Raw genomic sequence first — 25076 nt, 5'->3', positions numbered from 1 at the left:
ACTTCTCTTTTTTCCTGCCTTTTAAAGTGTTTTCTTTGCTGGCTTTTTCTTCTTACCCTGCGCCCCTTCCTCAGCGGCGACTTTTACTACTATACCAAATTTACTTTTCTTTGTCAAAGATTTTTTAGCAAAATCCCTGTGGTTTTTTATGGTAATAATTTTCTTACCTTTATATATATTTAAATTTTGTTTCTAAGAAAGTCGATCAATATAGTTTTGCAGCACTGCTCCTTCATCGGGATTACATTTAAACATCCTAGTATCTTCGTTTTGAAAGTTTTTTAGATGTACTGTAAAAAGATTGTCCCTCTTATCTACTTCATATAATATGCATCTATAGCCTTCATCATACAAGTTTTTGAAGTTTTTAATAACAGGTGAGTCAAAATCCCCGTACATAGCATCAACCCTTTCTGTTTATATATGGTTTAAACATATAAATAGATTCACCAATTTTTTTAACTTTATTCATGAATACTTAATTTTAGATTTTCTTTTTTATCACCTATGCCTCTAGGGTTGTCCTTATTTTATCTCTACAAAATTTTATTGGTTTTTTTTCGCTCCTTAAACAGGTCTAATGCCTTGAAATGGCATGTTTTTTATAATTATAATTAATTAAATTTTCAGTTTTTTTATAGTATTTTGTTGACTTATTAACATTTTTTTACTATAATATAAATAAGTGAAGTATCTCTTCTTAAAATAAGCATGGAAAAATGTATAATTATTCACTTCTATGAATGTTTATGCTTTGTGTGGCTCTTGTTGCTTCCACTTCCTGGAATCAACCCTTTGCAATCATTGGATTTTATCCTATTCATTATTTTTACTCAACCAAATACTTTTAATCAAGACTCTACTTATTTTTAAACTGTTTCTACGTATTCTTTACTACGTATATTTATCCTGCTATTAAAACTTTTCGTTTTATAGTTTCTGTTTTATTCTACATGAATCGATTCTGTATTTGACTAAGGGGTAATTTATCGGTTGTTATTTGGAAAATTTTGTAACTTTTTGGTTTTTAATGTTATTTCTATTCGTTTATGATGGACTATCTTTTTTATATATTCTATAATGCAAAAATGCAAAAAGGAGGTTGCTACTTTGGAAAATCTAAAAATGGAGCTGAATGTAGTAGAAAATGATCTTTTGTTAGTGGACAGTAAAGTTTTTAAAAGTCAATTAAAGGTTAGAAAGGCTCAGCCAAAAGACGTACAAGGAATTTATAATGTGGCTTATACTGTAGGTAAGAGCAAAAAAGATTCTACTCAAGGGTTTTTAATGGATGATTATTCTTCGGACCCGAAATATTTTCAAAAAAAAATATTGGAGAACATATTAAAGCTAGAACATTTTTATATTGCAGAAACCATTAATAATAAGGTAGTTGGCTTTTTAATGGCTTATACAAAGGATCTTTGGCTAGAACACGATCCAAATTGGATAAAAGAAGTTAATTGGCATCCTAGCTTTGATATGAAAAGACTTGATAACTTTGTTGTCATTGATAAAACAGCTATTTATGCACCTCTCACTGGTCGTGGGATTGGTAGCCGCCTGTATAAAAGTCTAATCTCTGATATTTTATCTAAAGGGATTCACAATATATTTGCTGAAACCATTATTAATCCAGTCCCTAATTTTGCTTCTTTATCCTTTAGAGAAAAACAAAATTATATTTTAGCAGGAACTCGATATTATGAAGCTTACAAAGACACTGTTTACACAGATTTAATTTATTATAAATCTGTATAAGATGGCTTCAAAAAAAGAATAAAATTCTTCTTAAATGCTATTGATTTAAGAAGAATTTTTTTAATTAATAGGACTCTTTCTGCATTGTAGCCAGTACCTTCATAAATAAGTTAAAGGTTTTTTGTCTCTCTTCTTCTTCTAAGGGCTTAGGTTTTTTTTTATGACCACCTATCTTTCTTGTCTTTCCAGCCTTAGCAGTTTTCATATATTCATCTATATAGATAATTCTATTTTTATTCAAATTAACCACTTCTCCTAATGATGTTTTTGTTTCTATACTCATTATACTTTTCGATTTGTTTTATTAAATTCCTTCTTTTATTCATTTATACATTAAAAAATTTTACCACTTTTATTTTTTAGTGTCGATCATTTGGTTCTATTTTTTCTTCTAAGGGAACTTCTCCTTCATCATCTATTGTATTCTTTATTGTTGCAATCGATGCTACTACTGATTGAAGTTCATCTACTACACTTAATTCTTCTCCAAATTCCATGTCTGCTATTTTTAGTATGTCTCCCGGTTTAAAATGTGTAATATCAAATTCAATCTTTTTTGGAATGTTTCCAGCTGAGCACTCAATTTCTAATTCTTTTAACTGTTGCTGCACCACAACGCCACTTTTTTCTACAAAAGCCTTTCCTCTAAGTATTACTGGTATGGATACATGAATCTTTTCATCGGCTTTTACCTGTTGAAAATCTAAGTGGATAATTTGCTTTGTTACTGGATTTCTTTGTATTTCTTTAATATAGGTGGTGTAGGTTTCACCCCCTATATTTAATTCTATTAAAGATTTATCTTCCCCTTGTCTTAATAAAGAATCTAGATCAGTTTTGTTCACCTGTATAGGTAATGTGTTGATTTTTTTTCCATAAATTACTGCTGGAATATAACCAGCATCTCTTAATCGATGATTGACATTTCCCCCAACATCACTTCTTATGTTGCTTTCAATAGAACTTATCAAAATAAAGCCCTCCTCTTGGTTATTTTCTTAAATCCATTATTTCCAAAACCATGCATTTTATTCAAAAAACAGAAGAGTGACCCAATGTATTATTGGATCACTCTTTCATATTAATATTATTTTAGATTTCTAATAACTCTTCACTTTCTTCTTCTTCCTCTTCCTCTTGCTTAGAAGCGTGAACTATTGTTGCTACTACGCTGTTGATATCGTCTAAAATCTCAATATTTTCATCTGAAGCAATGTTTAAGTCTTCTAATGTCAAGTTGTCTTGTTCTTTTAGTTTACTTGCATCTACCTCTACTTTTTCTGGAAGATATCTAGGATACGTTTGAATCTCTACTTCATTTAACTGTACCTGCAATATCTCGCTGGAGGACTCTACCTTTTCTTTGTTCATCAGATAAATTGGTACTGTTAGTCTTATCTTTTCGTTTTCATCTAAGGTTTGTAAGTCTACATGCAGCAAAGTATTCTTTACCATGTTTTTTTGAACTTCTTTTATAATAGCGAATGTCTTTTTTCCGTCTAAGTCTAGTCCTATCTTTGAGCTGGTTCCGTATCTAGATAAAAGCTTTTCTATTTCCTTTGCCTTTAAATAGATGGATTGTGTATCCTTTCCTTTAGAATATACTACCCCAGGAACTGTTCCTTCTCTTCTTTGTTTACTCATTTTATTTTTTCCAGTTGCATTTCTTAAATCACCTTTTAGCATTGGTGTAGCCATATAATATTCTCCCCTTTCAAATGAAGTGATATTTTTGGTCTTATTACTATTAAAACAAAAAATTTGGAAAATTTCAAATAATTCCTGTGTTTTTTTTAATTATTTTCTTTGTTTTTCTCTCTATTGCTTGAAAAACAGCAAAAAATCTTCTCAAGGAAGATTTTTTTCATTCTCTTATTAATCAAGGGATTTTAACACCCTATTGGTTACATCCTTCAGTTTCTTTTCACCCACACCTTCATCAATAGCTACAAATACTGATTTTACTTCTCCCAATCCTTCATCATAATAATAAGAATAACCATAGGAGATAAACCCCTCTGGAATTAGGTCTTCAATAAAAACAATGTTTTCATCTGCTAGTGCCAGTAGCTCTTCTATTATTTCTTCTTCTGTTAGGGTTTCTCCTGTTGCTGGTAGGTCTAATTGTTCCTTTAGTCCTTCAGCCTCTTGTATTATTTGATAGACTAATACATCCTCTCTTTTAGATCCTTTTGTTATATCCTTTACTGCTTTAAATTGGAATTCATTGATTATCTCTTTTAAAATCTCTTCACTATCTATCATCTTATCTCCTACCAATACATAACTCATAGCTTCATCTCCTTTGTATTTTCCGTCCTTCCCCTTTATCAATAATATTTGTAAAATTTTTTCTGTATTATTCCAATCTATAATAAAAATATTCTATTTTTCTCTCTGAGTTCCTGCTATTTTCTAACTATTTATTGCTGCAATCACGGAGGTAATGGGTATTGTCATAATCAACCCAATACTGCCGCATAATGATCTTATAATTTCTGAAGCGATATACTGGGAATTAACAATATCATTAAGGCTCATATTGCTAAAAATAAAGATTAACAAAAGCGGTAGAGATGTACCAACATAGGCGAGAATTAATGTATTGGTCATGGTTGCCATAATGTCTCGGCCTACAGAAAGACCGGAAAAAAATAAAGATCTTATTGGAATTCTAGGTGTCTTGCTTTTTATCTCATAGATAACAGAGGTTATGGTCATACTGACGTCCATTACTGCCCCTAGGGCACCAATAATAATACCACTGTATAAAAGCCCTCTGTAGTCTATATTATAGGTTGAGTAAGCAACAAGAATTTCCAGCATTTCATCAGAAATACCAGTAAGGTATGTTTTGTTACCGAAATATATTGCTAATACAGCTGAGGTTACGGTTCCTCCAATGGTTCCCAAAATTGCGCTTAGGCTTTTTCTTGTGAATCCACTTATAAGAACAAAGCTAGTAATCACTATGATAGAACTCGCAAGAAAGGTAGCTATAATAAAATCATGTCCTCCTATTATTAGGGGGATAAATATGTAAACGATACATAGGGCAGTGATTACTAGAGCGATAAAAGAGCGTATTCCTTTAAAGCCTCCAAAAATCACCAAAAGAATAACAAATAGACCAAAGAGTATTTTTAAATAAAAATCCCTAACAACGTCATTAAAACTTACTGCCACCAGTTGATTATTTTCTATTTGTATACTTAGAAATACCTTCATGTTTTTTTCCAGCTGAATATTATATCTAGAGCCTTCTATCAGTGGATGCCTAAATTGAACAATGCCTTCTTGAAAGGGCCCGTCTAAAAGTTTTGCTTTAACAATCTGAACCTGAATTTCTTCTTGTATAGTATTTTCCTCTACAACAACAGCCCTGACTCTTTGATAGTCGTACTCTCCCCCTTCATTACTTGCAAAGACAGAACAACTGAATAAAAGTAAAAATATTATTACTATAGTTGCTTTTTTAGCTAACATTCTTTATCCCCCTAGTTGAAACCATAATAATTATTTCTCTCAAAGGCTCATAAAATATATATATTATTGTCCTGAGAAATTTATTATTGAAAGAAGAAAAAGAGCATTTATTTGTCAAAAAATAAAAATAAGGAAGCAGCTTAAATCACTACTTCCTTGTTATTTTTATCTAGTCTACTGTATATGGTAGTAAAGCCATATGTCTAGCTCTTTTAATTGCTATTGTTAAATCTCTTTGATGAATGGAACAGTTTCCTGAAATTCTTCTAGGTAATATTTTACCTCTTTCGGTAATATATTTTTTTAGTTTTTGTATTTCTTTATAATCAATTCGATTATTTTTATCTGCACAAAAAGCACAAACTTTTTTCTTTGTTCTACGCTTTCTTCTATTATTTACCATTCTACTCCCTCCTTCTTTTTAGAATGGAACGCCATCTTCATCATCATCTATAGCTTGAAAATCATCTAAGTCAATATCAGCATTTCCAAAGTCGTCCGTTTTATCTGCTGATTTGTTATTGTTACTATTGTTATTTGTTTTGTTTTCTTTGTTGCCCCATTCCAAAAACTCTACTCGATTTGCTACGATTTCTGTAACATATCTTTTATCACCTGCTTGGGTTTCATAGGATCTAGACTGTAATCTTCCTTCTACCCCTACTAAACTTCCTTTAGATAAGTAGTTTGCACAGTTTTCAGCAGATTTTTCCCATACAACGATGTTAAAAAAGTCTGCTTCATTTGTTTTGGAAAAAGGTTTATTTACTGCAATACTAAAGGTGGCTACGGCTTTTCCGCTTGCAGTAAAACGCAATTCAGGGTCTCTTGCAAGACGTCCAATTAAAGCAACAATATTCATAAAAACACCACCTGTTTTTTATAATTATTCTTCAATTCTAGTAATCATATGACGAATTACTTCATCAGCGATTTTTAGATTTCTGTCTAACTCTTTAGGATTATCTGGGTTTGTTGTGAAGTGTACTAATACATAGTATCCTTCTTTGATTTTATCGATTTCATAGGCTAATTTTCTTAATCCCCATTCATCAACATTTTCAACTTCCCCATCAGTTTCAATAATTCCTTTGAACTTGTCTAAAAGCTGATTTCTTTTCTCTTCCTCTGTGTCTGGTGCAAAAACACAAAGCAATTCATATTTATTCATAATTTCACCTCCCTCTGGACTTGAGCGGCCCTGTTCTTACAGGGCAGAGAAATGATTTTCTCACGTCTAAACATTATATCACTATCGTTAATGTTTTGCAAATATTTTTTCTATCTATAGGGAATTCTATTCAATAAGAAACTTTTTTTATTTTCTTGTATAGTTTCTATTATTATGGGTTATCCTATAACTAGATAGCCCCCACAATACAACATTTTATTCATCCCAATCTCCCCCTTACAAAATAAGCGAGTGGTATTTATACCACTCGCGATTTTTTTTGCTTTTTTTCTTCACTTTTTTTCACTATAGCATTTCTTTAAGTACACGTCCCAATCTTTCTATTCCTATTTGTATTTTTTCTTCACTCATATTGGAATAATTCAATCTTAAGGTGTTTTCATTTCCTCCATTAGGGAAAAAGGAGCCGCCTGGTACAAAGGCAACATTTACTTCTATGGCTTTTTCTAAGACTTTTCTTGCATCTACCTCCGCTGGAAGCTCTACCCATGTAAATAAGCCGCCTTCAGGATAGGTATATTTTAGATTTTGTGGGAAATGCAGCTTAATCCCTTCCATCATAATGTTTCTACGCTTTCTATAAACGTCTTTTATTTTTTCAATATGCTGGTCTAAATCATAGATATCTAAAAATTTATTGATCTCTCTTTGGGCCATAGTATTGGTTTGAAGATCTGCCCCTTGTTTTACAAAAATATATTTTTCTAATAAATCTTTTTCTGCTAAAGTCCAACCAACCCTTAGACCTGGACAGAAGGTTTTTGAAAAAGTCCCTAGAAAAACAACTCTTCCCTCTGTATCAAAGGATTTTACTGCTGGTGGTCTTGTTCCTTCAAACCTTAATTCTCCATATGGATTATCCTCTATCACAGGAACATCATATTTATTGGCCAATTCTATTAATTTTTTTCTTCGCTCCACTGACCATGTTTTCCCTGTAGGATTTTGAAAGTCTGGAATAACATAAATAAACTTTACCTTTTTCTTTGTAGAAAGAACCTTTTCCAATTCTTCCATGTCCATTCCTTCATCGTCTGTTGTAACCTCAACAAATTCCGGCAAATAGCCTTTAAAAGCATTAATAGCACCTAGATAGCTAGGGCTTTCACAAACCACAAGATCTCCTTCATCTAAAAAGATTTTTCCAGTAAAATCTAGTCCCTGTTGAGAGCCGCTTGTGATTAAAATGTCCTCGGCAACTGCTTTTATTCCTATTGTCTCCATCCTTTTGGCTATCTTTTCTCTTAACGGTGTGTACCCTTCTGTAGGGCTATATTGCAGCGCCTGCATACCACTCTCTTCTAGCACTTCCTCAGCTACCCTCTTCATTTCTTCTACAGGAAATAATTCTGGGGCTGGTAATCCTCCAGCAAAAGAGATTATCTCCGGCTTCTCTGTAAGCTTTAATAATTCTCTTATTTCTGAAGCCTTTAGATTGTCCATCCTTTTCGCAAATTTTATGGTCATAAAAAGCACCTCCAATTGTTATTTTTTTACTATGAATAAGGATAAAATTAATAAACTCATCAAAGTATATTATAACATTTTTGGAGGCAAACCAACGCTTTTTTTCTTATTTTTTTGTAAGTGGTTTAAAAATTTTTTAATCTTTTTTGCTGGTAACTTTTTTTATTCTTTTCTCTAGGTTGGCTCTTTCTATCCATAGCTGCCTTTCGCAGGCTATACATTTTATCCTAAAGTCTGCTCCTGTTCGCAAAATCAAAAAGGTTTTATTGCCACAGGGGTGCTGTTTTTTTAACTCTACTATATCCCCCACCTTTAAATCCATTGGCATAAGCTACACACCTACCTTTTCTTTTGTTGTTAAGCGTCTTTGTTAATAACAACCCTTCTTGGATAAGGAATCTCTATTCCTTCTTTGTCAAATGCTTGTTTAAAGGATTTTCTCATTAATCTTTCTGTTGCCCATTGCTCCATTGGTTCAGTTTTAGCTATAACAGAGATAACTACATCAGAATCCCCTAAGTCTGTTACTCCTAATACAATTGGTCCCTCCAGAATATTGTTGTTTTCTTCCTTTAATTTTTCACTAACCTCTGTCAACACCTGGATAGCCTTGTCTATATCTTCTTCATAAGCAATAGACATATTGACCCATGCCCTCATTTTTCCTGTACTTTTGTTGGTTACCTTTTTTATTTCTCCGTTTGGCAGGATATGTAGGTCCCCATTAAAATCTCTTATTTTTGTTACCCTCAGAGCCATCTCTTCTATGATACCGCCGACACCATCTATTTCTACATAATCTCCTACGGCGAATTGATCTTCAAATAATATAAAAAATCCAGTAATTACGTCTCGAACAAGGTTTTGTGCTCCAAAACCGAAGGCTAATCCTCCTATTCCTGCTGTGGCAATCAAAGCTCCCACCTCTACTCCAAAGGATTTAATGATGGAGGTAAAAGCAATAAAATAAATGAGATATTTTACAATGCTTTTAATCAACCCATTCATGGTTTCCATTCGAGCAGGATCCACTTTTAGTTTTAAGCTTTTTTGAGATTGAAAAAATCTATTGCTTACAGAGTGGATGATTTTTATGCTGATTTTGGCTATAAACAAAATAAGTATAATGTTAATAATTAGGCCTAGTATTTTTGTCAGTTGTTCAGGATTTCTTAAAAATTCCATTGTTTCTTGTAACGACGTTTCTATGCGATTCATAAAAGTTCCCATTTTAATATCTCCTTAATTTATTTGTTTTACTGTCTTTTCATTGGTTGTCCTTTTAATTTCATAGATCCCCTTGATCTTTATATTGCTTTCTTCTATATCTTTTTTGATATACCCTAATGATTCCTCGTTAAACCTAATAGACAGCCCACAGCTGGCGGTAATCTCTCTTGGTGTAGGTATTGTATCAAATTGATAGTTTTTTTCCTTTAACATTTTTTCTGCAGCTATTGCATAATGTGTTGATTCAAATACTATCACGTATATGTCTTGAACTCTCATAATGTCCTCCCCATTAAAGCTTGATGGTGTTTTTTGCATTGTTGAGCTTTTCCACAATGGTATACATATTACCAATGCCTCCTACCACTAGCTTGTTTTTTACTTTAAAATAGTCTAGGCAGGTGCCACAGGATATTATTTCTACACCATTTGCTTCAAGGTTTCTTAAATGCTCTATTACTTCCGATCCTTCCACCACTAAGTTGACACCACTATTTAAAAATAGTATTGCTTTTGGAAAAGGTGTTACTTCTGTTAGTGTGTAGATATATCCCTTCATCAAAACCTTTCCTAGTTCTTCAGAACCTTCTCCAAACCTGTCTTTTGAGATCAAAATAACTAAATCCTTTTTAGGCAAAGAATCACATTCTAGGTCTATTGCCGGTGCTTTTTCTATGCTATGATCTTTAAATATATCGATATAATAAGCCCCTTGATTTTTTTGAATGTCTATTTTACACTCCATGCTTTTTGCTAGCTTTGATATATTTTCCTTTGCAACTTCGTTGTCAACAATGGTGGTTACTTTTCCAGTATTAATGGCCTCTAATGCCTTTTTTGTATGAATAACTGGCAGTGGACAGTTTAATCCCCTAGCATCTACTTCTTTATACATTTTCATTCCTCCATATATAAATTTTTACTTATTCTTGTGGTTGCCTGCTTTAAGTATACCAATTGATAAATTTATCTTCAATCTATTGTGCCCAACCTGCTATAGAATTTTTCTATTTGTTTTATATGAATGATTGAAATATGTAATGATATAAATAAAAAAACACGAGAGGTTTTCTCATGTTCTTGTATATCTATATTTAAGCTGTGCACCTCTCTTCGACATACCATCATAGGCGTTACCTAAGCAGTTAGCTCAAATTAGGCCGCCCTACGGCACATGAAAGGGATCACTTACCGTTGCTTCCTTCCGGACCTGGCGGAGTTCATGACTTCTCATTGCGTAGGACCCAACTCTCATCACCACTTACTTAAGCCAGCCCTACAATGAATATGCCTCTAAGAGGACTTCAACCCTGCTATAGCGGATTGCAGGTTACAGGACACCGCTACCTTCCCGTCTAGCACAGCAAACTTAAAAACTTTTTAATGGCGGAGAGAGCGGGACTTGAACCCGCGGGGCCTTTCAGCCTTACACGCTTTCCAGGCGTGCTCCTTAGCCACTCGGTCACCTCTCCATTGTCATTTATTGTTATTTCGTTTGCTATCTCTTAAGGTTTTAAAAAAAGCTTTCATGATGCTGGAGCATTCTTCCTCCAATACACCTGTTGTTATTTCCACTTTATGATTGAAATGTCCTTGATTAAAAAGATTTATCACTGAACCACATGCTCCTGCTTTAGGGTCCATTGCTCCAATCACAACTCTATCTATTCTACTCTGTAAAATAGCTCCTGCACACATAGGACAGGGTTCTATTGTAACATAAAGAACACTCTCTGTCAATCTCCAGCCACCGGCCTTTTTACAGGCTTTCTGTATGGAAATGATTTCCGCATGAGCGGTTGCATCCTTTAGACTTTCTCTCAAATTATGACCTGTAGCAACAACTTCATCTTTTCGTACCACAATGGCACCGATAGGTACTTCCCCTTTTTTATAGGCTTTTTTTGCTTCTTCAAGGGCTAGTTGCATATAGTAGGTATCCACCTGCTTTTACCTCCAACCTATCTGTTAAACTAAAAGCATTGTAGCTTTTTTCCTGCTGTTTAAAGCTTTTTTTGTTGCTATGCCGTTGCTTTACAGAATTATATTATAGATAAATTATATGCTTATGTCAAGGCATATATTTTTCCAATAGATTATAGAATTTCTTTGTTGCTTTCTATCTCTTTTTTTCTTGAAAGCTTAAAGTCCTGCAAACTATCTTTGCAAGACTTTTCAATTTGTAAAAATGGTGTTCCCGGCGGGAGTCGAACCCACGGCCTACTGCTTAGGAGGCAGTTGCTCTATCCTGCTGAGCTACGGAAACATATCAAGTTCATTCTATCAAAATGTTAGCTTCTAGTTTTTTTACAATGAATACTTTAACATAAATATTTAAAAAAAGCAAGGCTGAAGGGAGAGCTGATCCCCCCTTCTCAACCTCTTTTGCAAGCTTCTTTTTGCTTCTTTTCATTTCTTGTGACACTGTATTCTTTCCTTTATTTTACTATCATCTGTATTCGATAGATTTCTAATCCTACTTTTTTGTTATTTTTTCCTTGTTTCCCATATATTTTCTTAGTACTTCTGGTATCACAACTGTTCCATCCTGTTGCTGAAGGTTTTCTAAGATAGCTGCTAGAGCTCTTCCTACTGCCAAACCTGATCCGTTTAAGGTGTGAACATACTCTACTTTTTTTGTTTCTTTTGTTCTATATCGAATGTTTGCTCTTCTGGCTTGAAAATCTTCAAAGTTACTGCAGGAGGATATTTCTACATATCGATTGTAGCTAGGCATCCAAACCTCAATATCATATTTAAAGGTAGCAGTGAAGCCTAAATCCCCGGTACAGATTTTTACTACTCTATAGGGCAATCCTAGTAATTGTAATACTTTTTCTGCATCGCTGGTTAGTTTTTCTAATTCTTTGTAGGACTCTTCCGGTGTGGTAAATTTTACTAACTCTACTTTATTAAACTGATGCTGTCGAATCAACCCTCTTGTATCTCTTCCAGCTGCTCCTGCTTCAGAACGAAAGCAAGGGGTATAGGATGCATAATAAACCGGCAGCACTTCTTCGTTTAAAATTTCATCCCTATGAATATTGGTTACTGGCACCTCTGCAGTAGGGATCAAAAAGTAATCTTTTTGTGGTATTTTAAAAACATCTTCTTCAAACTTTGGCAGTTGACCTGTTCCCGTTAAGCTGTCTCTATTTACCATAAAGGGAGGCATTACTTCTGTATAGCCATGCTCCTCTATATGTAAGTCCAGCATAAAGTTGATCAAAGCTCTCTCAAGTCTTGCCCCTAAACCTTTATATAGTGTAAATCTAGAGCCAGTAATCTTTGAAGCACTCTCAAAATCCAGGATGCCTAAATCTGTTCCTATATCCCAATGGGCCTTTATTTCAAAGTCAAATTTTCTTGTTTCTCCCCATTTTCTTACTTCTACATTATCATCATCCGTCTCTCCCTGCGGTACATCTGGGTGAGGAACATTAGGAATTCTTAAAAGAAGATAGTTCATTTTTTCTTCTATCTCCTTTACTTCATTATCCAATTCTTTAATGGTATTTGCTAGCTCCTTCATTTCCTTCATAATTTCTGCTGTATCTTTGCCTTCCTTTTTTAGCTTCGGTATTTCCTTTGATACTGTTTTTTGTTGGTTTTTCATTTGCTCAACCTGTTGTAAAACTTCTCTTCTTTTTTCATCTAATTCAACTACTTGATCTAAGTCAAATCCTTTTTCTCCTCTTCGATTCATAGCTGCTTTTATGTTATCCAAATCTGCTCTAATTTTTTTAATATCTAACATATTTTTTCCTCCTTCATAAAAATAAAGTATTCCATGAACAAACTTGACTTCGTCAATTTGTTTTCGCTAGGGAACCCTAGGTTCCCTTCGACGACGACAAAGTCGTCTGAGCACCCTCCTGAATGCGACAGAGGGGAATCCCCTCTGCACTCCCCATGTCTAGTAAATCGGAAACCATAATTTCCTAGACATCAAAAAAGCCTCCATCCCAGTAAAGGGACGGAAGCATTTATTCCGCGTTGCCACCCTAGTTGGTTAGTCTATACTAACCCCCTCAATGCATAATAACGGTTGCAAACCGATGGTACCTACTGTTTTTCAGCACATGGCTCCAAGATGGATTCAACAGTTTGCTTTATCGGTTCTCACCTGCCACCGACTCTCTTAAAAAGCTACCTGTTTACTTGTTCTCTTCCTAACCTTTTATTATATTTTTACATAAGTTTACCATAGTTTTCATGGGTTTTCAATGGGTTTTTGTTATTATGTATCTTTTATGGAGTTTTATGTATAATCTCTTGCTTTTTTTTCACTATGCATTCTATAGGTTATAATATTTCACCAAATGGCAATAATTTACCTATAACAGGGATGTAATTTTTCTTTGCCTTCCTAATAATATGTTTAACTTTGGTAAGGGGGTATACCTATGGAAAGAATTAATGAAGTGGATTTAATAGGACAAATAAGCGATATGAAAAATATTGACTATCGAAATACCTTAGCTATCGCCACATTGATAGAGGTTTTAATTGAAAAAAATATCATCACCCGTCAGGAGTTTTCTAAAAAAGCACAACGGATGGACAATATGTCTTTAGAAGAACTAAAACAGCTAAGAACTAGATTTTAATACCAGCTCTTTTTTATAAAAGGCCACCCTTTACTTTTCTCAAAGGGTGGCCTTTTAACTTATTGATTTCTTGTTTCATTCTCCAGTTGTCTCAATGCTTCTTCTAATTCGTTGATATATCTTCCATACTCTGCCCAGTTTCCTTCCTGTGAAGATCTGTTGGCATTTTCAAAAGCTTGATTAGCTCTTTGAATAAGACTTTCTATATCCTGTATAATTTCCTCTGCTGGGATTTGTGGTCTTTCCTCTCCCGCTTCTCCTTCTTCAGTGTCTTCCCTTGGTTCAGCTGGAGCTGGGGTCTTTCTGCCAAAAATCCTTTCCAAAGCTAGGTCTAGGGTCTCTTCCATAATAATCTGGTCTCTATAAGCAACGATTACCATTTTTACCTCTGGTAAGCTATCCTGTGAGGCTGCCCGGATATACAAAGGTTCCACATACAGCAAGGACTCTTCTATTGGAATCACTAGAAGATTTCCTCGAATCACGGAAGAACCTCCTTCACCCCAAAGGGTCAAGTTTTGTGATATAGTAGAATCTCCGTCGATTCTATTTTCAATCTGCATTGGTCCATAGATGTTTCTATCCTTTGGCAGCTGATATAAAACTAACTCTCCATAGTTGTCTCCGTCACTCCTGGCCATCAACAGGGCAATCATATTAGGTAGTCGATTGGGTGTATAAGGTACCGAAAGAACAAATTCTTCCTTTTCCTCTCCCGGCAGCTTCATAATCATATACTGAGATTCTATCTCTTGTTGGTTTTGGAAATATCTTTCTTGGGCTATTTTCCAAACATCTTCTTCTGTATAAAAGATAGAAGGATTGGTGATGTGGTATAGCTCATATACCTCAGCCTGGATATCAAATAGCACCTGTGGATAACGAATATGATTTCTTAATCCCTCTGGCATTTCCTCTAAGTCTTTAAATAGCGTAGGAAATATATTGTTATAGGTGTTGATAACTGGATCTTCTTGATCAGAGATATAATAATCTACATCTCCATTGTATGCATCCACAACAACCTTTACAGAGTTTCTAATATAGTTGTTCCTACCTCCCATGTAAGGAGTAGCGTAGGGATAGTTGCTGGTAATAGTGTACCCATCAATGATCCAGAAAAGCCTGCCTTCATGAATAACGATATAAGGGTCCTCATCATAATAAATAAATGGTGCTATTTTGTTGATTCTTTCCATCACATTTCTGTGCCTTACAATTCTACTCTCTGAAGTGAGGGCATTTGAAATCAGCATTCTAAAGTTTCTCTCCTGTAGGGTGTACAGTAGTTTATTTATACCACTTAAGGGTGTGCCAGCGGTTCCTTCATAGATAGTTTCCGCATTTACATCTCCCCCCAGTGGATAATCAAATTCTTTTTCCTTTGTATTAACAATAATATACTCATCCGTTAGTTCTCCAAAATATATTTCTGGTCTTTCTATGTCGATATCAATAGTGCTTACTGGAGGAATATTTCTTATCAAAAGCTCTGGCTGACCTTCACTGGTGACAGCATTTACTGGTGAGAGGGCCACTCCATAGCCATGAGTATATTTTAGATGTTGATTAATCCAGGTTCTAGCATTTTCACTTAATCTGTTAAGGTCTAGCTCTCTAGGGGCTAAGAACACTTGGGTATACTGGCCATTTATAGTGTATCTATCAATATCTACATCTACAAATCGATAATAGGGCCTTATAGCCTGAAGCTGATTATAGGATTCTATCGTAGGTCTATAATCATTGATTCGAATATTTGCGATTGTTTCTTTATTGTTCTCTAAATCCTCTAGTGTTAAGTTGTTTTGTACGTCAAAATCCTTAACGGTTACATTCTGCAGCCCATAAGCTTTTCTTGTGAAGCTAATGTTGTTCTCTATATAAGGTGTTTCCTTTGCAATAACATTGGGTTCCACCACTAGTCTTTCCACGGCAAAGCCTACAACATTACCTAAAATAGTAACCAGAATCAACGTAGCTGGTACCAACAAGGCCTTTTTCCAAGCTTTTTTAGCGTAGCCATAGATCAAAGCTGCTGCTGAAAATAAAGCAATTACCATTTGAAGTCTATATAGTAATAAGCTTACATGGATATCTGTGTACCCAGCTCCATAGACAGCTCCCGTAGTAGAGTATAGTAGGTTATAGGCTCCAAGATAAAAATTTGCCGCCATAATAATGAAAAGCATAAACCCAATCATGGTTAATTGTTTTATTCCTAATTTAGTGATGTTTTTTATAAGGTTTTTGTTCCATTTCATTTCTTCTTCAGATTCATAATGGGTAGGTTGCTTTACAAAAAACATAACAATATAGAATATAAAGGTTACCATAGCTAGAGCCACCAACAATCCTACTAATGTTCCCAACAGCTCCTGCAATACTGGTAGTTTAAAAATATAAAAAGAAATATCTTTGTTAAATAGAGGATCCACTATGTTAAAGGATTCTGCATGAAAATAATTCAAGAGATAGAACCATAGTTTTCCTGCTATTGAAGTAGCTGTAGTGAATCCTAGAAAAATAGACGGTAGGATTAAAATTTTGTTTATTCTCTTTTCCAGCTTACCCACTTCGTAAACCTGTATTTTTTTGTAGTAATCTTTCTTTAAGATAATGAGGTAAATATAAAAAAGCACTGTAGAAACAATAAAAATGGGGATACCTAGTGTAAACTGGGTTTTTAATTTTGTTAAAAAAACTTCTGTATAACCCAATTCAGTAAACCATTGATAATCTACCACGAAACTTATTATTTGTCTAAAAAACCCAAGAAAGATAAAAAAACCAATAAAAACAAAAGCTATAAATAGCTTTTTGCTATTTTTCAAAATCATCACACTCCTTATTGTATAAGCTCTTTTTTTGTAGGTTGCTTATGTAGCTTGATTTTTATAAATATTAAATGAAAACCTTCCTATAGTATATGCTGTATCTATTATACTATGGGAAGGTTTATTTGACAAACTATTGACTTAGTTTCATATCTCCTGATTTTATCCATCCTTTTTTTCTCATATATTCAGCAATCACTAAGGTGACAACAGCTGGAAGAATAAAATGTAGTATTACTACCCTTATCAGTACCGTGGAGGCGGGGTTGCCATTTTCTGTAACCATTTTGGCAAAGGTTCCAAACTGTCCTACTAAACCACTGGTACCCATCCCTGCTCCTATGCTATTGTTTTCCATTTGGAATAGTGTCGTGGCCAGTGGTCCTAGGATAGCACTAGCTAAGGTAGGTGGAATCCATATAAGAGGATTCTTTATGATGTTAGGTACCTGAAGCATACTAGTTCCTAGTCCTTGGGCAATCAACCCTCCAAATCCATTTTCCTTATAACTGGCTACTGCAAAGCCTATCATTTGTGTTGCACAGCCCACAACTGCAGCTCCCGCAGCTAGGCCGTCTAGCCCTAAGGAGATAGCCAAAGCAGCACTACTGATGGGTAGTGTTAAAATCATCCCCATTAATGCAGCCACCAAAATCCCCATAGGAATGGGATGAATTACAGTAAGACTATTTATGATTTCTCCTAGTCCCCTCATCATGGCAGCTACTGCTGGTCCAATAAGATTTCCTGCAAGACCTCCTGCAATGATAGTAAGGGCTGGAACTAAAACAATGTCTACTTTTGTTTTACCCGCCACCAGCTTTGCTATCTCTGCTCCAATCAAAGCTGCTACAAAAGCCCCCACTGGTTCTCCAGTCTTTATTCCATAGGCTCCCGCCTCTGTTAAAAATATGGTGTTTGCTCCAATGGCTCCTGTAGCGATGGAGGCAAGTATACCTAAAGAAGGAGCGCCCACAGCAAAGGCTACTCCAGCCCCTATAGCTGGCCCCATTAAAAATTGAGCCATTTGTCCAAAGGATATCAAGGCAGGTATATTTGCTTGTTCTCCTATTTGTTTTAGTATCAACCCTATGATTAACGATGAGAATAACCCTAAAGCCATACCGTTTAAAGCCTTAGTAAAATACTCTCTTGTAGAAGTTTTTTCTCCATTAATTTTCATTTCTATGACCTCTCTCTATTATTGTAATTGTATAATAATTATTTTGTTTTTATACTTTGGATTAGGAGCATCTTATTTGTCTTGGTTTTTAGCCCTAAACCCCTAGCTGTAGATACCTTTCCTAGTACCCTTACTTCAAAACAGTATTTTATTATTAGACTATGTTAAAGACAGATGTTGATATTATTATAAATGAAATCATGACAAGATACTGAGTGATTGTCACTCTGAGCATAGCGAAGAGTCTTAGATCCTTCGGTTCCCTCAGGATGACAAATCCCAAGAATTAATAGAATGCTAAAATCAACACTAGTGTTTAACAGAGCCTTTTATTAAAAAGGTTTTTATTATTATCTACTCTTTAGCTTGTTTTTAACATTGTGTCTAGGGGTTTCAATGCCTTAATACTAAGTTCTTTACTAATAAGGATTTCTTTTTCCTCCTTTAATAGGGAAAAATACACATCTTTTAGTGTTGTTTTCTTCATGTTGAAACAAACTAATGCTGGGGATAATAAATGAAACTTTTTATCTGGATTGTTTTTCCTTAGTCTGTGTAAAACCCCCATCTCAGTGCCTATAATAAAGGATTTACTTTGGTTTTCATTGACATAGCTAATGATTTCTGAGGAACCTCCCACAAAATCAGCTTTTTTTACAACTTCAGACCCACATTTAGGATGTACCAATAATAGAGCCTCTGGATGTTGTTTTCTGCCGGCTTCTACCTCTCTTTCCTTCACAGGGTAATGAGCATTGCAGAGGTTCTGCCATATATTTATTTGTTTTTCAGGTAATTGCCTTGCAATGTACTCACCTAAGTTCTTGTCAGAAATAAAGAGGATTTTATCTGAAGAGAGACTGCCAACAACACTTAAAGCATTTGCCGTTGTACAACAAATGTCACTTTCTGCTTTTATGTCTACTGGTGAATTTATATAAGAAACCACAGGGATGCTTGGGTTTTTCTTTTTAAATTTCCTTAGATTTTCTATGTCTAACCTATCTGCCATAGGACAAACTGCATCACTTACGGGTATCAGCACTTTTTTATCCCAGGCAAGAATTTTTATGCTTTCTGCCAAGGTGGATACTCCATTTAAAATTACTGTTTTTGCATTGCTTTTAACAGCAGCTTGACATAGCTCTAGAGAATCTCCTACAAAATCAGCTATATCCTGTATTTCTGGTATTTGATAGTTATGGGTCAATATAACAGCATTTTTCTCCTTTCTCAATCGATTTATTTCCTGTATCATTTCTTGATCTGTCATTATTTTATCTATCCTTTCTAAAATCAAAAATCACCTTGCAAAATTCATGTGTTTTTACAGGTGTCTTGTCACCCGATAACAAAAAATATATCACATTATTCTTCATTTATCAAGTAACCTTTTTCCGTAAGGGTTTCTTTCATTATTTCATAGTTTTTTTCATCTGTAACTTCTATCGTATGGATATGAATTCCATCTGTCAAGGTTGAAAGAGGTTCTGCTTGTTCTTCTCTTATCTTTTTTAAAAATTCCTCTAATTCTTTTTTGTAGCCGATATCTAAAATCCCTTTTATTTCTCCATAGATGGGATGTTCTACAATTACATCTACCACCCTAACACCATGATCTATCATTATCTCTAGCTCTTCCTTCATCTCTTCATAGCTAGTATGCTTTGAAACTATTGTCTTTAATTTTTTTGTTTTATCATTTTTTATTATTACATATCCTTGAGGGGTAGCTATAATATCTCTCCCCTCTGCTCTTAACAGGGCTATATCTTGAACAATCACCTGTCTAGATACGTTGAAAATTTTTGCTAGATCTGTTCCCTTTAATGATTTGTTTTCTTCTGTTAATTTCAAGAGAATAGCTTCTCTTCTCTCCTTGCTGTTCATTCTTTTCACCTCTCTTTTTCATGCTATCACTATTTTAACACACTTCTTTTTCACGTGAAACAAAAACTCCCAACAATATTTTAGTTAGGAGTTTTTGTGTTAGGTTTTATTTTGAAGATGGATGTTGACATTTTTTAAGATTTAGCAATTACTCTTGTTTATGCTGTCATGTTTTTTTTTGCTTTATAGTGTTTATACTTCTAGTGCTATACTGTCATCTATTTCGCCTTCTGTTCTAGCTACTGCCACAGCACAGGCTGCATCTCCAGTAATGTTAGCAACAACTCGACCCATGTTTAGGATACGGTCGATTCCTGCCAATAAACCAATTGCTTCTAATGGTAGTCCTACTGTTGTTAGAACGATGGTTAGCATTACTAGCCCTGAGCCTGGCACACCCGCAGTTCCAATAGATGCTAATGTTGCTGCCAGCATAATCATCAATTGTTGAACAATCGTTAACTCTATTCCAAAAATTTGTGCAGCAAAGATTGCAGCGATAGCTTGATAGATAGCTGTTCCATCCATATTGATAACTGCGCCAAAAGGAACTACAAAGTTTCCAACCTTTTCACTTACACCTAAGCTTTTAACATTTTTTAAGGTAACAGGTATAGCAGCAACACTACTACAGGTAGCAAATACAAATAAAGCTGCTTCTCTAATAGCCTTTAAAAATCGTATAGGGCTTATTTTTCCTACCATCCAACTTAAACCAATAGCTTGAACTACAACAATGTGAATAACAACAGCGATATATAGAGAAATAATTACTTTTGCAAAAGGTATTAAAATAGCTAATCCATGATTTCCTACTACTGTTGCCATTAAGCCTACTACACCATATGGTGTAAATTTTAAAACAATAGCGGTAATTTCCTTCATGGTATCAGAAAACCCTTGGAAAAAACTAATAACAATTTTCCCTTTTTCTCCTATTCTAGTTAGAGCAAATCCAAACATTAAAGCAAAGAAAATAATTTGTAATAGATTCATTTCTGTTAAAGCTTGGAACGGATTTCGAGGAATAATATTAACTAAAGTATCAAGAATACCAGGAATTTCTGGCGCTGCAGCTGCCGCCTCTGTTTGAAGGTTTACACCTATTCCTACCTGGAATAGATTTGCCATTACTAATCCAATTCCTATAGCAGCGGCTGTAGTACACATATAAATCCCCACTGTTTTGACGCCAATTCGACCTAATTTTTTGTAGTCCCCTATCTCTGCCGCTGCACAAATCAACAAAGAAAGAACCAGCGGTGCTACTACCATGGTTAGTAGTCTAATTAGAATTGTTCCTAAGGTGTTTAGTATTGCTGCTGATGGTCCAAAAATTAATCCAATAATAATACCTAAAATAAAACCAATAGCGATTTGATTTAGTAAACCAAGACGCCTCCAAGATGATAAAACACTCATAAAAATAGCCTCCTTTTATTTTTTCTTGTATTTTTCAATGCCTTCCTTATGAAGAATCCTTCCTTCTGTATCAATCCCTACAATTACTTTAAAATCTTCTACATATAATCTTTTGATGGATTCTGTCCCTAAATCTTGATAAGCCACTTCTTCTGCTTCCTTTACTTGTCTTGCTATGATAGCAGAAGCTCCCCCTATACCTAATAAATATACTGCTTTATGTTTTTTCATTAAGGGTGGTATATAATCAGAGCGATCTCCTTTTCCTATCATTGCCATTAATCCTTTTTGTACTAGAGGCTCTACATAAGGGTCCATTCTAACGCTAGTGGTAGGCCCTACTGGTCCAATAACACTGCCTGGAGCCGCAGGACATGGTCCAGCATAAAAAATGATTTCATTTTCTATATCTATTGGAAGCTTTTCTCCCTTTTCTAAAGCTTCTACCATTCTTTTATGGGCTGCATCTCTGGCAGTATAGATATTTCCTGTTAATTCTAACACATCACCTATTTTTAAGCTTTCTACAAGCTCTTTTGTCAATGGAAGCTGCACCTTCATCGTTATTTCCCTCCTATTCATTATATTGTAATGGCAGCATGTCTACTGGCATGACATTGTATGTTTACAGCTACTGGTAAGCTAGCAATATGACAAGGATAAGCTTCTATATGAACGTCTAAAGCAGTTACTAGTCCACCTAATCCTAGAGGTCCTATTCCTAAATCGTTTATAGCAACCTTTAAATCCTTTTCTAACGCCTTTAAGTGCTCCTGCGGACTTTCATCCCCTACAGGTCTTTGTAGCGCTTTTTTTGCTAACCAAGCTGCGTAATCCATTGTTCCACCAATACCAACCCCAACAATTAATGGAGGACAGGCTTTACCACCTGCTAACTCAATTGTTTCCAAAACAAATTTCTTAATACCTTCTATACCATCTGCTGGTGTTAGCATTTGAAGACGACTCATGTTTTCACTACCAGCACCTTTCGGCATTACTGTTATTTTTACTTGATTTCCTGGGACAATCTCTGTTTTTATGATAGCAGGTGTATTATCCCCTGTGTTTTCTCTTATAATAGGATCCTTCACAACTGATTTTCTTAGATATCCTTCCTTATATCCTTGTCTTACACCCTCATTGATAGCTTCCTTTAATGGTCTTCCTTCCCACGCTACCTCTTGACCAATTTCCATATGCACTACTGTTACGCCCGTATCCTGACAACAGGCTACTTGTTTTTCTTTTGCATATTCTGCATTTTCAATTAGTGCATCCAATATTTCTTTCCCTAGTTTAGATTCTTCTTCCTTCAAAGAAGTTTTTAATGTTTCTATAAAATCACTATCTAGTTCATAGCAAGCCTTTTTGCATAATTCTTTTATAATAGAAACGATTTCATCTGTGTTTATTATCCTCATATAATTGCCTCCTTCGTTTATTGACTCGCCTCTTATATAAAGCAATTTTTATACCAAATATCAAAAGATGATCATTACTTTTTAAAAATAAAAAAGCAAAAAAATTTAGAAAGGCTAATTTTCAACCTTTCTTCTAATGATTTTTTGTTTCTTTTAATTTTCTTTTTTTTCTTAATATAAAAAACTTTTGTGCTTTTGTTTTGTTTTGTGTTTCATTTGTTTTATGGTTTTGTTTCATGAAACATTTTTGTTACATATTGTTTTTTAACCATCTCCAAAGAGTACTTCTACTAACACCTAAAATTTTTGCAGCTTTTGTTTTGTTGTGACCAACAGCTTCTAATGCTTTTTCTATCTCTTCCTTGGAAGGTGTGGCTGTTTCTTGAGGAAGGGCTATTTGGTCTTTAGGTGTTTCCTTTCTATAGGATTCTTTTCTAAAAAGTCTTTTATTCTCTTCTAAAAAAGCTTCTATTAGTCTATGATCTATTATTTTACTTGTTGTAACAATGGAAATTCTTTCCAATAAATTTCTTAGTTCTCGCACATTTCCTGGCCAAGTATGCTTTAATAAAACCTGTAGGGCTTCTTCTGAGAGAACTAACTCTCTATTATATTCTTCTAAAAACTTGTTGGCCAATATTTCTATATCCTCTAATCTTTCTACCAATGGTGGCAGGTGTAATCTTAAAATATTAATCCTAAAAAATAAATCCTCTCTAAATTTGCTTTCATTGACATAGTGTACTAAATCTCTATTGGTGGCCGCCACCACCCTTACATCTATTGGTATAAATTTGTCATCTCCTAATCTCATAACGCTTTTTTCCTGCAAAACTCTTAGGAGTCTTCCTTGTAAAGGAAGGGGGATCTCACTAATTTCATCTAAAAAAATCGTTCCTTTATGAGCCAACTCAAAAAGACCTGGTTTTCCAGTTTTTCTAGCTCCTGTAAAAGCTCCTTCAACATAACCAAACAACTCACTTTCTAATAAACTTTCTGGCAGAGAAGCACAATTTACTGCTACAAAAGGTCCTTTTTTTCTATAGCTGGCATTATGAATGCTCTGAGAAAAAATCTCTTTTCCTGTACCAGATTCTCCGGTTAGCAGTATGGTGGAATCTGTTTTAGCAAATTTTTCTGCAAATTCTTTGGCTTTTCTTATTTTTACGCTATAGCCATCAATCTGTTTTAAGGTATGCTTTGCATAAAGTCCAGCAGTATAAAACTTACGTATTTTTGTTTCTGCTTCCTGTAAAATGTTTATATCCTGAAAAATTGCAACGGCTCCTACCGTTTCCTGATGCACTATTATTGGTATTCTATTATAAATAATCGTAGTAGCTCCGATGGTGGTAATGTCATTGATACCTTCTTTCCCCTGCTCCATTACCTCCATTAAGTTTATTAGACTTGGAGATTTATCTTTTAAATGTTTGCCTATGGTATCCTCAATCTTACAATTCATTAGTTTAGCAGCAGTGGCATTCATAAGGGTGATTATGCCTTTTTCATTAACTGCTAAAAAACCATCCCTAGCATAATCGAAAATAGCTTGTATTTCCTCAGCTCTTTGTCTTTCTTTTAATAAAGTATTTAGTAATGCCTCTGCTTCAAGGTAAGCATGTTCTATCGCCTGTGGTCCTGTTTCTAGAAAAACAGATTTCATTTCAAGCTCTTTAGCAATCTTATGCTGTAAAGAACCTCCTACAATGACCTCTGCCCCTTCTTCCTTCGCCTTTAGAACTGCTTCATAAGTATCTTCTTCTGTTTCAACATACATTTGTTGTAGTTCAATATTTAATAATGGATTAAAGGTTTCTAGTCCTTTTAATAGGTTAAAAAAACCAATGATAACAATTTTATTACCTATTTTACTTGCTTTTATAATGGCTCTCGCTATATCCTCTGCAGTTATAGGTATTTCTACAACAGGAACATTTAGTTGTTTTCTAATGTTTAAAGCTGTTCCCCCTCTAGATATAATGATTTGCACACCTCTATTAATTAAAATCTCCGCTTTTTTTACCCCTAGCTCAATATGACCTACCTCTATCTCTACCTCTGCTTTCTTCTCCTGAAAAACTTTTTGTGCCATTCCTACCATATTTTCATTCGGAGCAATATAACCAATCAGCGCCATAAAAAATCCTCCCCGATTCCTAAGAAAGTTTTAAATAAGTACCTCTATTTTACCAGTGCTGTTGAAGTTCTTCAAGGATATGCAAAAACTAAAAAAACTTCTACATGTTGTTGTAGAAGTTTTTTCTATGTCGCAACGACCTACTCTCCCAGGCAGCTTCCCGCCAAGTACCATCAGCGCTGAAGGGCTTAACTTCTGTGTTCGGGATGGGAACAGGTGTGACCCCTTCGCTATTGTCACGACATATTTGAAGGCAATGATAAATGTTAAATGTAAAATCAAAGTCAAAACCTTTGTTTTTTAAAGCTTTTATGCTTTTCATTTTCCATTCTTCATTTTTCATTCCTAAATTCCAATGGAATTTAAGATATGTTCCCTCAAAACTAAGCAATGTTAAGTTTTTTAAAGCAAAGTATCACAATTTTTTTGGTCAA

Annotated in this window: 26 protein-coding genes, 2 tRNA genes, 1 rRNA gene, 1 other RNA gene and 1 other annotated feature; of the genes, 2 read left to right on the top strand and 28 right to left on the bottom strand. The window is 34.6% G+C overall.

Annotation, left to right across the window (positions count from 1 at the left end; all coding sequences use genetic code 11):
- Positions 1-192: 192 nt before the first annotated feature.
- Entirely contained in the window at positions 193-399 is a 207-nt protein-coding gene (locus BMX10_RS16500; RefSeq protein ID WP_090446704.1) for a hypothetical protein, read from the bottom strand.
- A 711-nt stretch (positions 400-1110) separates the two neighbouring features.
- Here BMX10_RS16500 and BMX10_RS16495 point away from each other — a divergent pair.
- Positions 1111-1761: a GNAT family N-acetyltransferase gene (locus BMX10_RS16495; protein WP_090446703.1), complete on the top strand. Its 651-nt coding sequence runs from the start codon at positions 1111-1113 to the stop codon at positions 1759-1761.
- A gap of 64 nt (positions 1762-1825) precedes the next feature.
- Here the strand turns inward: BMX10_RS16495 and BMX10_RS18120 are convergent, their stop codons facing one another.
- From BMX10_RS18120 to serS, 18 genes are all read right to left on the bottom strand, one after another.
- A complete protein-coding gene (locus BMX10_RS18120; protein WP_170834869.1) occupies positions 1826-2002 on the bottom strand; it encodes a hypothetical protein in 177 nt (58 codons plus the stop codon).
- Between the two features lie 118 nt (positions 2003-2120).
- Positions 2121-2732: a 50S ribosomal protein L25 gene (locus BMX10_RS16485; protein WP_244272758.1), complete on the bottom strand. Its 612-nt coding sequence runs from the start codon at positions 2730-2732 to the stop codon at positions 2121-2123.
- Between the two features lie 121 nt (positions 2733-2853).
- Complete coding sequence (locus BMX10_RS16480) at positions 2854-3459, bottom strand: 50S ribosomal protein L25 (RefSeq protein WP_090446697.1); 606 nt, start codon at positions 3457-3459, stop codon at positions 2854-2856.
- 177 nt (positions 3460-3636) lie between these two features.
- Positions 3637-4053: a hypothetical protein gene (locus BMX10_RS16475; protein ID WP_090446695.1), complete on the bottom strand. Its 417-nt coding sequence runs from the start codon at positions 4051-4053 to the stop codon at positions 3637-3639.
- A gap of 123 nt (positions 4054-4176) precedes the next feature.
- Positions 4177-5247, bottom strand: coding sequence for a YibE/F family protein (locus BMX10_RS16470; protein ID WP_090446693.1), 1071 nt, complete (start codon positions 5245-5247; stop codon positions 4177-4179).
- A 169-nt stretch (positions 5248-5416) separates the two neighbouring features.
- On the bottom strand, positions 5417-5650 hold the full coding sequence (gene rpsR, locus BMX10_RS16465; protein WP_090446691.1) for a 30S ribosomal protein S18: 234 nt from the start codon (positions 5648-5650) through the stop codon (positions 5417-5419).
- 18 nt (positions 5651-5668) lie between these two features.
- Positions 5669-6109 (bottom strand): single-stranded DNA-binding protein, encoded by a 441-nt coding sequence (locus BMX10_RS16460; RefSeq protein WP_090446689.1) that lies wholly within the window; start codon positions 6107-6109, stop codon positions 5669-5671.
- A 24-nt stretch (positions 6110-6133) separates the two neighbouring features.
- Positions 6134-6418 (bottom strand): 30S ribosomal protein S6, encoded by a 285-nt coding sequence (gene rpsF, locus BMX10_RS16455; protein ID WP_090446688.1) that lies wholly within the window; start codon positions 6416-6418, stop codon positions 6134-6136.
- Between the two features lie 306 nt (positions 6419-6724).
- Positions 6725-7906 (bottom strand): aminotransferase-like domain-containing protein, encoded by a 1182-nt coding sequence (locus BMX10_RS16450; RefSeq protein WP_090446686.1) that lies wholly within the window; start codon positions 7904-7906, stop codon positions 6725-6727.
- 136 nt (positions 7907-8042) lie between these two features.
- Complete coding sequence (locus tag BMX10_RS16445) at positions 8043-8234, bottom strand: DUF951 domain-containing protein (RefSeq protein WP_170834868.1); 192 nt, start codon at positions 8232-8234, stop codon at positions 8043-8045.
- A gap of 29 nt (positions 8235-8263) precedes the next feature.
- Positions 8264-9136, bottom strand: a complete 873-nt coding sequence (locus tag BMX10_RS16440) for a mechanosensitive ion channel family protein (RefSeq protein WP_090446684.1) — start codon at positions 9134-9136, stop codon at positions 8264-8266.
- Positions 9137-9148: 12 nt separating this feature from the next.
- Positions 9149-9415 carry a putative Se/S carrier protein gene (locus BMX10_RS16435; protein ID WP_090446683.1) on the bottom strand — a complete coding sequence of 89 codons (267 nt, stop codon included), beginning with the start codon at positions 9413-9415 and terminating at the stop codon, positions 9149-9151.
- 13 nt (positions 9416-9428) lie between these two features.
- The gene (yedF, locus tag BMX10_RS16430) at positions 9429-10031 is read right to left on the bottom strand and encodes a sulfurtransferase-like selenium metabolism protein YedF (protein ID WP_090446682.1); all 603 of its coding nucleotides are present in this window, start codon (positions 10029-10031) and stop codon (positions 9429-9431) included.
- Between the two features lie 204 nt (positions 10032-10235).
- Positions 10236-10500, bottom strand: an RNA gene (gene ffs / locus BMX10_RS16425) — signal recognition particle sRNA large type.
- 20 nt (positions 10501-10520) lie between these two features.
- Positions 10521-10608: transfer RNA gene (locus BMX10_RS16420), tRNA-Ser, on the bottom strand.
- Positions 10609-10612: 4 nt separating this feature from the next.
- Complete coding sequence (gene tadA / locus BMX10_RS16415) at positions 10613-11080, bottom strand: tRNA adenosine(34) deaminase TadA (protein ID WP_244272757.1); 468 nt, start codon at positions 11078-11080, stop codon at positions 10613-10615.
- 245 nt (positions 11081-11325) lie between these two features.
- A tRNA-Arg gene (locus tag BMX10_RS16410) sits at positions 11326-11402 on the bottom strand.
- 210 nt (positions 11403-11612) lie between these two features.
- Positions 11613-12893, bottom strand: a complete 1281-nt coding sequence (gene serS, locus BMX10_RS16405) for a serine--tRNA ligase (RefSeq protein WP_090446680.1) — start codon at positions 12891-12893, stop codon at positions 11613-11615.
- A 212-nt stretch (positions 12894-13105) separates the two neighbouring features.
- Positions 13106-13319: a binding site (T-box leader), on the bottom strand.
- A gap of 223 nt (positions 13320-13542) precedes the next feature.
- Between serS and BMX10_RS16400 the strand changes: the two genes are divergently transcribed.
- Positions 13543-13746, top strand: coding sequence for a hypothetical protein (locus BMX10_RS16400; protein ID WP_090446678.1), 204 nt, complete (start codon positions 13543-13545; stop codon positions 13744-13746).
- A gap of 59 nt (positions 13747-13805) precedes the next feature.
- Here BMX10_RS16400 and BMX10_RS16395 read toward each other — a convergent pair whose 3' ends face one another.
- From BMX10_RS16395 to rrf, 9 genes are all read right to left on the bottom strand, one after another.
- Entirely contained in the window at positions 13806-16580 is a 2775-nt protein-coding gene (locus BMX10_RS16395; protein ID WP_244272756.1) for a UPF0182 family membrane protein, read from the bottom strand.
- 136 nt (positions 16581-16716) lie between these two features.
- On the bottom strand, positions 16717-17766 hold the full coding sequence (locus tag BMX10_RS16390; protein ID WP_090446674.1) for a PTS sugar transporter subunit IIC: 1050 nt from the start codon (positions 17764-17766) through the stop codon (positions 16717-16719).
- A gap of 361 nt (positions 17767-18127) precedes the next feature.
- On the bottom strand, positions 18128-19039 hold the full coding sequence (gene nadA / locus BMX10_RS16385; RefSeq protein WP_090446673.1) for a quinolinate synthase NadA: 912 nt from the start codon (positions 19037-19039) through the stop codon (positions 18128-18130).
- A gap of 95 nt (positions 19040-19134) precedes the next feature.
- Positions 19135-19656, bottom strand: a complete 522-nt coding sequence (locus BMX10_RS16380; protein WP_090446671.1) for a transcription repressor NadR — start codon at positions 19654-19656, stop codon at positions 19135-19137.
- Positions 19657-19848: 192 nt separating this feature from the next.
- The gene (locus tag BMX10_RS16375; protein WP_090446668.1) at positions 19849-21078 is read right to left on the bottom strand and encodes a dicarboxylate/amino acid:cation symporter; all 1230 of its coding nucleotides are present in this window, start codon (positions 21076-21078) and stop codon (positions 19849-19851) included.
- A gap of 15 nt (positions 21079-21093) precedes the next feature.
- Positions 21094-21639 (bottom strand): FumA C-terminus/TtdB family hydratase beta subunit, encoded by a 546-nt coding sequence (locus tag BMX10_RS16370; protein ID WP_170834867.1) that lies wholly within the window; start codon positions 21637-21639, stop codon positions 21094-21096.
- A gap of 20 nt (positions 21640-21659) precedes the next feature.
- Positions 21660-22502 (bottom strand): fumarate hydratase, encoded by an 843-nt coding sequence (locus BMX10_RS16365; RefSeq protein ID WP_090446665.1) that lies wholly within the window; start codon positions 22500-22502, stop codon positions 21660-21662.
- A gap of 250 nt (positions 22503-22752) precedes the next feature.
- Positions 22753-24642 (bottom strand): sigma 54-interacting transcriptional regulator, encoded by a 1890-nt coding sequence (locus BMX10_RS16360; protein WP_090446663.1) that lies wholly within the window; start codon positions 24640-24642, stop codon positions 22753-22755.
- Positions 24643-24769: 127 nt separating this feature from the next.
- Positions 24770-24886 (bottom strand): 5S ribosomal RNA (rrf, locus tag BMX10_RS16355).
- Positions 24887-25076: the final 190 nt, after the last annotated feature.

The sequence above is a fragment of the Natronincola peptidivorans genome (assembly GCF_900111615.1).
In the GTDB taxonomy this organism is placed as follows: Bacteria; Bacillota; Clostridia; order Peptostreptococcales; family Natronincolaceae; genus Natronincola_A; species Natronincola_A peptidivorans.
Note: the sequence above shows the minus strand (reverse complement) of the source record. Positions and strands in the feature narration are given on the sequence as shown.